The following is a 10918-nucleotide window of genomic DNA, read 5'->3' as shown; positions in this document are numbered from 1 at the left end:
GTCCCACCGCCGATCTCGCTGCCCGGAGCCGGGGAGATCAGGACACGCCGGGATTGCGGCGTAGGGCTGGCCCGCCAGGTTCTCGCCGTGCTGCTGTCGCACGCCGAGAACCTGGTGCACCAGGAACTGCTGGACACCGATCTGCCCGCGGATCCGGCGCTGCTACCTGGTGGTGCGGGACGTGTTCGGACTGGAGGAGCTGTGGAACCGGTTGGACGCCGACCTCCCCGACGTCCCCTTCCAGGCCACCATGCCCCCGGCGCATGCTCGCCGACGACGTGCTCGCGCACGGCGGCCTCGAATCGTGGCTGCCAGCGCACAAGACCGCGCTGACCAGGGTGCACACCGTGTACTGCGACCTGTCGAACGCGGAGCTGAACGACTTCGCAGTGCTGTCGGTCGGTGTGCAAGCAATCAGCGAGCCCGCGAACGCCTGCGTGGCCACCTGGCAGCGGGAGACCCGGTGCGGGACTTCGCGTCAGCGCAAGGACTGAACCGCGCTGACGAGAGCCAGTACTTCGATGTCGGTGACGCTGCAGCCCCGCGAGAGGTCGTTGAGCGGGGCGTTGAGTCCCTGCAGGATCGGGCCGAGCGCCTGCGCTCCCCCGATCCGCTCGGTGATCTTGTAACCGATGTTGCCGGCGGCGAGGTTCGGGAACACCAGCACGTTGGCCCTGCCCGCCACGGCCGATCCGGGGGCCTTGTGCATGCTGACCGCCTCCACCACCGCCGCGTCGAACTGCAACTCCCCGTCGACGACCAGCTCCGGCATTCGTTCGCGCACCATCCGCGTCGCGGAACGGACCCGGTCGACCAACTCGTGCTGGGCGCTCCCCCTGGTGCTGAAGGACAGCATGGCCACCAGTGGTTCAGCAGAGGACAGCCGCCGGTGGGTACCTGCCGCGGCGATCGCGATGTCGGCCAGTTGCACTTCGGTGGGGTCCGGAAGGACCGCGCAGTCGGCGAAGGTCAACACCCGCTCGTCCGGCAGGACCATCAGGAACGAGCTGCTCAACGTCTGCACGCCGGGCTGCAGGCCGATCACCCGGATCCCGGCCCGCAGCACGTCGGCGGTCGGCCGCGACGCACCGGCCAGGCAGCAGTCGACGATGCCTGCGCGCAGTGCCGCTGCGGCGAGGTACAAGGGGTCGCTCTGCGCGAGCGTTCGCTGCAGGTCCGGCTTACCTGCGAAGGACTCGTTCAACGCGTTCAGCACGGCCGGATCGGCGGCGAGACGGTCGATGTCGAGGACCAGTTCGGGCGGCAAGGCCACCCCGCTCACGCGGGCGGCCTCCTCGATCTGCTTGCGAGGTCCGACCAAGCGCGGTTCGAGCACTCCCTGCGCGTAGAGGCGAGTCGCGGCCTGCACCGCACGGGGATCGCTGCCGTCCGCCAGTGCCGCGCGGACCGCCCGACCGGCCAGTTGCTGCCGCCATCGCGCTGATAACGGCGATCCGGCCTCGTCCGTCCCGTGCCGTCCGGGTATCCGAGCGAAACTCGCTGCGGCTTCCGTCATGACGCTTCTCCAGCCCAGGATGCTTTCACTATATAAAAGCTACTTCCAATATTTAGCCTAGCCAGGGAGCCGTTGGAGCGTCAACAAATGCTGTAAGCTACTTCCAACATGTGACAGGGAGGGTCATGTCAACCGATGGGGACTCGGCGCCGCCGCAAGGCACCACCCGGGTGGTCGGCGCGCAAACCATCAGCCGGGCCTTTGCCGTGCTCAGGCTTTTCCGGGATCGCGGCACCGACCTGGGCGTCGGGCAGGTCGCGAAGGACCTGGGCCTGAACCTGAGCACCGTGCACCGCATCGTGCGCGCTCTCGTAGCCGAGGGCTATCTCGCCCAGAACGAGGAAAGCGAGCGCTACTACCTCGGGACTGGAGCCCTCCTCCTCGGTCAGGCCGCACACCGCAACTTCGGCCTCGACGTCGTCTACCCGGTAATACAGAACCTGGCCGCGCAGACCGGCGAATCGGTGAACCTGGGAGTCCTGGCCGACAACGCGGCGATCGTGGTCGAACGAATCGAATCCGCCCAGCCGCTGCGCTTCACGCAGCCGCCCGGCACGCGGGTCGTCCTGCACGCCTCGTCGATGGGCAAGGCCCTGCTGGCTTTCAACGACGAGGTGCGGAAGAGAACGCTCCAGGGAGTGTCCGAACTGCCGGCGCTGACCCCGAAGACGCTCACGAACGTCAACGACCTCGAGGCGGATCTGGAGGTGATTCGCGCCCGCGGCTGGAGCATCGACGACGAGGAATCCACACTCGGCGTTCGCTGCGTCGGAGCGGCGGTTCGCGACGCCTCCGGCAACGCGCGCGCGGCCATCGCCGTCCAGGCACCGGCCGTGCGCGTCCCGGACGCGCGTTTCGACGAACTCGGACCGGAAGTCGTGCGGGCAGCCAAGGAGATCTCCACACTCCTCCCTCCAGGGCACAGCTTCTGAGCCGAGGCGAGCAGCGTCCGTGCAACCGACCGCGCGAGCGTTGTCGCCTTCCACATGCGCGCGGGCACGCAACGCGGGCTCCGGCTGCTGCCGGAGCCCGCGTGCCGTGCCGTCAGGTGTCCCTGATCAGACGTAGTCCCTGTACTTCTCCAGCAGGCGGACCGGCTTGCGCAGGGCGTCCCGGCGGAAGGGGTCACCCAGCTCGCGGGTGCACATGATCTCGAGGACCACGGTCTTGCCCTCGTTCATCTGCAGATCCACCGCCTTGCGCAGCGACGGGCCGACCTCTTCGAGCTTGTCCACCACGATGCCCACCGCACCCATGGCCTCACCGATCTTGGCGAAGCTCTCGTTCTCCAGCTCACCGGCGACGAACCGGCGGTCGTAGAAGTCCACCTGGTTCTTCTTCTCCGCACCCCACTGGCGGTTGTGGAACACCACTGCCGTCACCGGGATGTCATGCCGCACTGCAGTCATGATCTCGCCCATGCTCATGCCCCACGCGCCGTCACCGGCGTAGGAGATCGCCGGGCGTTCGGGGGCAGCCGCCTTGGCACCGATGATCGTCGGCAGTGCGTACCCGCAGTTGCCGAAACTCATGGGAGCGAAGAAGCTGCGGGGCTTTTCGAAGCGGAGGTAGCTGTTGGCCACGGAGTTGATGTTGCCGATATCGGTGGAGACCATCACGTCTGCCGGCATCGCCTTCTCGAGCTCCCGCAGCACCTGGCGCGGGTGCAGCCAGTTGCCCTCCTCCTGCTCCTGCTCCGCGATCATGTCGAGGCTGAACGGGTCGGTCTCGTGGGTCCACTCGTCGAGTTCCTCCTCCCACGCGTCTTTCTCGGCCTTGATCGCGGCCGCCCGTTCCTCCCGGTTGGCGTCGCAGGCCAGCGTCCTGCCCGCCAGCCGCTCGCCCAGCGCGACGGCGCTCGCCTTGGCGTCCCCGCAGATGCCGACGGAGATCTTCTTCACCAGACCGAGCATCTTGTGGTCGGCGTCGATCTGGATGATCTTGGCGTTCTCCGGCCAGTACTCCAAGCCGTGCTGCGGCAGGGTGCCGAAAGGACCGAGTCGCGAACCCAGAGCGACCACGACGTCAGCGCGCGAGATCAGCTTCATCGCGGCCTTGGAGCCCTGGTAGCCCAGGGGACCGCACCACAACGGGTGACTGGCCGGGAACGAATCGTTGTGCAGGTAGCTGTTGACCACGGGAGCGCCCAGGCGCTCGGCGAGCGCCTTGCACTCCTCCACGGCGTCGGCCATCACCACGCCACCACCGGAAATGATCACTGGGAACTCGGCCGCGGCGAGCAGTTCCGCCGCCTCGTCGAGGCTCTGCGCCCCTCCAGGACCGCGGTCGAGGCGCTTCGGCTGGGGGACCTCGGTGGTGATCTCGCCGTAGAAGAAGTCCCGCGGGATGTTGAGCTGGGTCGGCCCGATCTCCGACATCGCGCGGTCGAAGCAGCGGCCGGTGTACTCCGCCATGCGCGCGGGGTTGTTCACGTGCCCCTGGTACTTCGTGAACTCCTGGAACATCGGCAGTTGGTTGGCTTCCTGGAAGCCGCCGAGCCCGGTGCCCATGGTGCCGGCTTCGGGTGTCACGATGACGACCGGACTGTGCGCCCAGTACGCGGCGGCGATCGCGGTCACGCAGTTGCTGATACCGGGGCCGTTCTGGCCGATCACCACGCCGTGGCGCCCGCTGACGCGCGCGTAGCCGTCGGCCATGTGGCCGGCGCCCTGCTCGTGCACCACCGGGATCAGGCGAATGCCGGCCGGGGCGAAGATGTCCATCGCGTCCATGAACGCGGAACCCATGATGCCGAAGATGTCCTTGACGTCATTTGCCACCAGTGTCTCCGCGAAGGCCTCCGACGGCGTCATCTTCTGCACGCCCTGGACAACGGCGCGGCTTGCCCCGTCCGTCTGGTCAGTCATGGTCGTTCCTCTCCTGTCGACAGGCCAAGATGGGAGCTTGATCCGAAAATCGGTACGTGGCGTCTCTGAAAACTGGATTCGATGCTAGGAGTGCCGTTCGACTCGGTCAATAGAAATCCTGAAAACCGATACGCCCTGTACTGGTTTCCGGTACATGGACTAGAGTGGGACCACGATGGACGAGATTCGTGAAACCGAGGCAGCGGTTGAGCTCAACGGGGAGACGCCCACGTTGCGCCTGTTCGCGCTGCTCGAACTGATCGCCTCCAAGGACCAGTTCGTGTCGCTGCAAGGCCTGGTCGAGGAAACGAGCATGCCCAAGCCGACCCTGCACCGCATGCTCCAGCAGCTCGAAAGCGGTGGCCTGCTGGTTCGCCAAGGCGACGGCCGGAACTACGGCACGGGCGCCCGCCTGCGGCGACTGGCCGAGAACCTGTTGCTCAACGCCACCCAGCACGGGGCCCGGCACGCGGTCCTGCGCAGCCTCGTGGAGGAACTCGGCGAAAGCTGCAACGTGACCGCGCTCTCCGGCAACGAAGTGGTGTACCTGGACCGCGTCGAAACGCCCGAACCCCTGCGGTTCTACCTGCGGCCCGGTTCGCGAGTCCCGGTGCACTGCTCCGCGAGCGGCAAGATGATCTTGTCGCAGTTCAGCCCCGCGCAACGGCGCAAGCTCCTGGCACACGCTCCCCTGAAGCAGTACACGCCCAAGACCATCACGGACCTCGATGCGCTGGAGGCCGAGCTCAAGCAGGTGCGCAGCGACGGCTACGCCATCGACGACGAGGAATTCCTGCCTGGGCTGGTCTGCGCCGCCGTGCTCGTGCCGACGGCCGACGGGCGCTCCAACCTCTGCCTGGCCGCCCAAGCACCCGTCATGCGGCTCACCGCGGCGGACGCCCCGAAGCTGCTCCCCGCGCTGCGGCGCGCCGCCGACGCCATCAATCGCATCGAGTCCGAAGGCTCCACGACCTAGGCCGGCACCCCGGCGTGATTGGTGACGACATGACCTCGACCAGACCGGACCCGCACACCCCGGACCACCAGGTCGCCGTACGCGACGCTTTCGGCATCGACTCCGAGATGGTGGTTCCGGCGTTCCGCGAACCCGACGAACACGTGCCCGAGATCGACGAGGCCTACCGGTTCAACAGCGACGTCACCCTGGCGCTGCTCGCCGGATTCACCAGGGACCGGCGCGTGCTCGTGCAAGGACTGCACGGCACCGGCAAATCGACCCACATCGAGCAGGTAGCGGCCCGGCTGAACTGGCCGTGCGTGCGGGTCAACCTCGATGGCCACATCAGCCGCCTCGACCTGGTGGGCCGGGATGCGGTCGTGTTGCGCGCCGGGCAGCAGGTGACCGAGTTCCAGGAGGGCATCCTCCCCTGGGCGCTGCAACGTCCGGTGGCACTCATCTTCGACGAGTACGACGCGGGGCGTCCGGACGTGATGTTCGTGATCCAGCGGATCCTCGAGCGCGACGGCAAGCTCACGCTGATGGACCAGAACCGGGTGCTCCGCCCGCACCCGTACTTCCGGCTCTTCGCGACCGCGAACACCTTGGGCCTGGGCAACCTCAACGGTCTCTACCACGGCGCACAGCGCCTCAACCACGCGCAGATCGATCGCTGGAACATCGTGGCGTCGCTGAACTACCTTCCTCCGGAGGAAGAAATCGCGATCGTGCGAGGCCGAGTGCCCCAGCTGGACGGCGACCTCGTCGCCTCGATGGTCGCGGTCGCGGGCCTCACCCGCGCCGGCTTCCACGCCGGAGACCTGTCGACGTTGATGTCGCCGCGCACGGTGATCACTTGGGCGGAGAACATCGAGGTGTTCGACGACCCGGCGCTGGCGTTCCGGCTGTCCTTCGTCAACAAGTGCGACGAGGCCGAACGTCCGGTGGTGGCGGAGTACTTCCAGCGCTGCTTCGACCGCGAGCTGGCGGAGTCCTACCAGCTATCCCCGGCATGAGCGGCTCCAGAGCAACCGCGCGGCACCAGCAACGGGTCGAAGAGCTCTGCGCCGCCGCCGTTCGCGCGCTCAGCGGCGAGCCGAACCTGCACTTCCGTGGGCGGCGCCTGCATCGCGGGCACCGACGGCTGCCAATGCACGCGCCGCACTTGCAGCCGTCGCTGGACGACGACTTCGGGTCGTTCCGGGGCGCCGCAGACGGAATGGCACTGCGCCTGACGCACTCGGACGCCGAGCTCCACCGCAGCCTGCATCCCGCGGATCCGGTGCAGCGGCTCATCTTCGAGATGCTGGAACAGTTCCGCGTCGAGGCGCTGGCCGGATTGCCCGGCGTCATCGCGAACCTGCGCCACCGGCACGTCCAGTGGTCACTCGACGTCCACCACTCCGGTATGACCGAGACTTCGCGTGGCATCCTCCTCTACACCGTGGCGCAGGTCTGCCGCTCCCGCGTGACCGGGCAACCAGTGGTGGCCGAAACCGAAGACCTGCTGGAAGCCACCCGGTTCGACATCGTCCCGGCCTTGGGGAAAGACCTCACCGGGCTGCGCAGGCGTCGCCACGATCAGAACGCGTACGCAGAGCACGCGCTTGCCATCGCACGCATCGTGGGCAACATGCTCGCCGCTGCCGACGAGAACGACGAGCATGACGGCGAAGACATCGACGACCACGCCAGGTTCCCGCTGTTCTTGGATTCAGACGATGACTTCGACGACACGATCCCGCAGGTGTCCACCGGGCACAGCCGCGTGCTCGGGGAGTCCGAAGCCGGCTACCGCGCTTTCACCACGGCCTATGACCGGCAGCACGCGGTGCCCGCACTCGTTCGGGCGAAGCTGCTGCGGGATTACCGCCAGCGGCTCGACCGGTGTATCACCGGACAGGGCGTGAACATTCCTCGCCTGACCCGCCAGCTGAAGATGCTGCTCGCCGATCCTGCCCGGAACGGCTGGGACGGCGGACAGGAAGAGGGACACGTCGACGGCCGCCGCCTGGCCCAACTCATCGCTTCCCCCACCGAGCGCCGGTTGTTCCGCACTGAGCGGATCGAACCGGCTGCGAACTGCCTGGTGACCTTCCTGATCGACTGCTCCGGCTCGATGAAGGAGCACATCGAGTCGATCGCCGTGATCGTCGACGTGTTCGCCCGCGCATTGGAGCTGGCCGGGGCGAGCAGTGAGATCCTGGGATTCACGACCGGCGCGTGGAACGGCGGCCGCGCGATGCGCGAATGGCACCGCAGCGGACGGCCCGCGCATCCGGGGCGTCTCAACGAGTTGTGCCACCTCGTCTTCAAGGACGCCGACACGTCTTGGCGACGAGCGCGTCCCGGCATCGCGGGGCTGCTGAAGGCCGACCTGTTCCGGGAAGGCGTGGACGGCGAAGCGGTGACCTGGGCCTGCCGACGCATGGCCGGCCGAAGCGAGCAGCGACGGCTGCTGATCGTGCTGTCCGACGGCAGCCCCATGGACAGCGCGACCAACCTGACCAACGACCGGCACTACCTGGACAACCACCTCAAAGACGTCGTCCGGCAAGAGGAAATGGCCGGCTCTGCCCAGATCTACGGCCTGGGCGTCGGACTCGACCTGAGCCCCTTCTACCGCCGCTCCCACGCCCTAGACCTGTCCCACGGATCAGGTAACGACGTCTTCCGCGAGATCCTCGAGATGATCGCAAGGGACCGGCGGTCGTGATGCATTCGGGGCGGCTCGGAGCGCAAGGACGCACCATGAGCCGCTGTCCGTCACGTTTCCATCGTCAAGGCGAAGACGCCAACGGCCGCCAGCGACGCCCACAGGACTTCCAAGACTCGGCGAGAGCCCACGAGCGCACGGCCAGCGGCCCCAGGAACTCCACGGACATGGCGACCTCGAGCAGGATCCTGTCCACTGCCTCGAACTAGGCGATGTGGTGGCAACCAGAGTAGTGCCCACCAATAGGACGAGGCACCACGTCCGCCGCCCGCAGCGGAGGCTGGGGCGCCGCCAAAGCATCAACACGACTGCCGCGTGAGAGGCGCAGCGACGCAACTCCCGCGACGCCGACGACGAGGAAAAGTTCGTCGCGACCGCTGCACCGCCTCCTCGTTTCTTCGCCTTCCCGCCGACGGGTCTGCTCTCAGATCCCCAGCAAGCCGGGCAGATCGGCCACCGATGCGAGGACGTGGGTGGCACCACCGGCGCGGAGGGCGTTCGCGTCATGCGATCCCGTGCGGACTCCTGCCACCACGGAGGCGCCCGACCGGCGCCCGGCCTGCATGTCGTAGGCCGTGTCGCCGGCAACCGCAACGGCTCGCACATCGCTGATCCCGAGGCGCAGTACGGCGGTCAGGATCATGTCCGGGAACGGCCGTCCCCTCCCGGATTCTTCCGGGCACAGCACGAGATCCGCGAGATCATTCCATTTGAGGCGGTCCAGCAAGCGTTCTCTGGTCGGCTTCGAGAAACCGGTGCTCAGACACGTGCGGATGCCGTTGTCCCGCAGCAACCGGACCGCTTCCTCAGCGCCCGGAACCGGTTCGCAGCGACGTGCCGCGAGCCCGTCATAACTGCTTTCGAAGGCGATATTCGCTCGCTGGGCGCGGCTTTCGTCGCCATCGAACAGCGCGCGAAACACCTCGATCTTCGACTGCCCCATGGTGACCTGGATATGCCGCTGCGCGTGCGCGAACTCCGCCGTTCCCCTGTGGACACCGGACTCGCGCAAGGCGGCGTCAAACGCCTGCACGACAAGCCCGTCATCGCGCACCGTGGTGCCGGCCATGTCCAGCACCACCAGTTCGAGCTGATCGATCACGTGAACACCCCATTCGCCTCCGCACACTTCCGTCCGGTCAACGCCGCCTGCGGACCAGCGGCATTCCGGTCGACGCCGACCACGGCGTTCCGCGAAAGATTCAACTTCGGGCTGGCAGCCGCCGGCAGGCCCAGATGTGGTCCGGCAGGGGGTACCAGCGTCAGCGGACGCGCTCAGACAGCACGTCGTCGGCGACCTCCGCGAGCAGGCGGATGCCGTCATCGATGGACCGCAACGGCACCGCCGAGAAGCCGATGCGGAAATGGTTGCGCCCGCGTTCCGGATCGAAGAAGAAGATGTCACCCCGTTCGATGAGGATCCCCCACTGCTCAGCCCGCTCGACCAGCCTGCGGCAGTCCAAGTCGGGAGGGCCGGTCATCCACAAGCTCACGCCGCCCGGCGGGAACGCGGCTTCCTGCCATGGCAGGTACCGGCTCACGGCCTCGCACACAGCCTCCCACTTGCACATCAGCTTCGAGCGGTAGCGGCGAAGGGAACGGTGGTACTCCCCCGTTTCGATGAGCATGGCCAGCGCGCGCTGCAAGTGGCCGGACGGGTGCCGGCACACGTAGCGGCGGATCCGCCGCAGCTCCGCGACCAGCGGTGCGGGCCCCACCAAGTAGCCCAGCCGCAGGCCCGGCGAGAGGAACTTGGAGAACGTACCGAGGTAGACCGCGTCCCCGGTGCTGTCCAGTGCTTTCAGCGCAGGTGTCGGCCGGCCCTGATAGCGGAATTCGCTGTCGTAGTCGTCCTCCACCACGACCGTGCCACTCTCGGCAGCCAATTGCAGCAGTTGGCGGCGGCGGCCGATGCTCAACGTCACGTTGGTCGGGTGGTGGTGGCTCGGCGTCAGGTACAGCAAATTCGTGCCCCGCAGCGACTCCGGAGGTTGCAAACCCGCGTTGTCGACGCGGTGGCACCGCACATCCGCCCCAGCACGCACGAAGATGTGCCGGGCATCGAGATATCCGGGGTCCTCGATCATCACGGTCTGCCCCGGCCCGAGAAGTGCCCTGCCGAGGAGGTCCAGTCCCTGCTGCGATCCCACCGTCACCAGCACCTCGTCCGGGCCCGCCTCGATGCCGCGGGCAGGCAGCAGGTGCCGGCAGATCATCTCCACCAACATCGGGTCGTCGGAACCCACGCTGTCCTGCAGGCTCTGGTAGATGTGCGGGTGGAACAGCGCATCACGCAGGCAGCGCAACCACGACCGGGACGGGAACGCGGTCACGTCGACCTGCCCCGCCAGGAACGGATACGGGTACTGGTGCCAATCCATGCGCTTCTCGATGTGCGGAACGTCTGTGTCCGGGGCGCGGCGTATCCGCTGGGACCAGTCGATGCGCGGCGCGGTGTCGCGCATCTGGGCATGGCACTGCCCACGCATCTCGGAATTGACGAACAGCCCGCGGCGCTCCTCGCTGTGGACGTATCCTTCCGCGATCAACTCCTGGTAGGCCAGGTTGATCGTGTTCCGCGAGACGCCCAACTCGTCGGACAGTTCGCGGGAGCTCGGCAGCCGGTGCAACGGGTCGAAGGTGCCGACCGCGATGCCGTGCTCGATCGCCCGCCGTACCTGCTGGTACAGGGGCTCGTCGGACGACCGGTCCACTTCGATCAATGTTCGCGGCATCTGCCCTCCCACAGATGTTCATGTTCACCCGGGAGTGGTGGAACAGTAGCTCTGCCAGTGCCCCACGGCTAGAGCGTTCTCGGCTCGGCAGCCCGTGGGGCACGGTCGGCCACTGTCGTGGTCGTG

The 10918-nt window shown here is 67.3% G+C and carries 9 protein-coding genes; 5 read left to right on the top strand and 4 right to left on the bottom strand.

The features are described from left to right. Positions 1–263 precede the first annotated feature (263 nt). Positions 264–494, top strand: coding sequence for a hypothetical protein (locus ABTZ89_RS10620; protein WP_351042717.1), 231 nt, complete (start codon positions 264–266; stop codon positions 492–494). Here ABTZ89_RS10620 and ABTZ89_RS10615 read toward each other — a convergent pair. Further along, positions 479–1516, bottom strand: coding sequence for a phosphotransacetylase (locus ABTZ89_RS10615; RefSeq protein ID WP_351042714.1), 1038 nt, complete (start codon positions 1514–1516; stop codon positions 479–481). The two genes, ABTZ89_RS10620 and ABTZ89_RS10615, sit on opposite strands and share 16 nt — an antisense overlap. 125 nt (positions 1517–1641) lie before the next feature. On the opposite strand from ABTZ89_RS10615, the gene ABTZ89_RS10610 reads away from it, so the two are divergent. Further along, the gene (locus tag ABTZ89_RS10610) at positions 1642–2448 is read left to right on the top strand and encodes an IclR family transcriptional regulator (RefSeq protein ID WP_351042711.1); all 807 of its coding nucleotides are present in this window, start codon (positions 1642–1644) and stop codon (positions 2446–2448) included. 126 nt (positions 2449–2574) lie between these two features. Here ABTZ89_RS10610 and xsc read toward each other — a convergent pair whose 3' ends face one another. Then, positions 2575–4383: a sulfoacetaldehyde acetyltransferase gene (gene xsc / locus ABTZ89_RS10605; RefSeq protein WP_351042708.1), complete on the bottom strand. Its 1809-nt coding sequence runs from the start codon at positions 4381–4383 to the stop codon at positions 2575–2577. A 175-nt stretch (positions 4384–4558) separates the two neighbouring features. On the opposite strand from xsc, the gene ABTZ89_RS10600 reads away from it, so the two are divergent. Genes ABTZ89_RS10600 through ABTZ89_RS10590 form a run of 3 tightly spaced genes read left to right on the top strand, consistent with a single transcriptional unit; the run spans position 4559 to position 8057 of the window. Further along, entirely contained in the window at positions 4559–5359 is an 801-nt protein-coding gene (locus ABTZ89_RS10600) for an IclR family transcriptional regulator (RefSeq protein WP_270948258.1), read from the top strand. A gap of 29 nt (positions 5360–5388) precedes the next feature. Beyond that, a complete protein-coding gene (locus tag ABTZ89_RS10595; RefSeq protein WP_351042705.1) occupies positions 5389–6357 on the top strand; it encodes an AAA family ATPase in 969 nt (322 codons plus the stop codon). After that, positions 6354–8057, top strand: a complete 1704-nt coding sequence (locus tag ABTZ89_RS10590; RefSeq protein WP_351042702.1) for a cobaltochelatase CobT-related protein — start codon at positions 6354–6356, stop codon at positions 8055–8057. The genes ABTZ89_RS10595 and ABTZ89_RS10590 overlap by 4 nt, the downstream gene beginning before the upstream one ends. Positions 8058–8481: 424 nt before the next feature. On the opposite strand, the gene ABTZ89_RS10585 is transcribed toward ABTZ89_RS10590, so the two are convergent. Then, a complete protein-coding gene (locus ABTZ89_RS10585; protein ID WP_333777409.1) occupies positions 8482–9159 on the bottom strand; it encodes a phosphonatase-like hydrolase in 678 nt (225 codons plus the stop codon). 160 nt (positions 9160–9319) lie between these two features. After that, positions 9320–10792, bottom strand: coding sequence for a MocR-like pyridoxine biosynthesis transcription factor PdxR (pdxR, locus tag ABTZ89_RS10580; RefSeq protein WP_351042698.1), 1473 nt, complete (start codon positions 10790–10792; stop codon positions 9320–9322). Positions 10793–10918 lie beyond the last annotated feature (126 nt).

Origin of the sequence: Saccharopolyspora sp. NPDC002686 (assembly GCF_040295745.1) — a bacterium.
Lineage (GTDB): Bacteria > Actinomycetota > Actinomycetes > Mycobacteriales > Pseudonocardiaceae > Saccharopolyspora > Saccharopolyspora oryzae.
The sequence above is the reverse complement of the archived record's forward strand: the minus strand, read 5'-3'. Positions and strand labels throughout refer to the sequence as shown.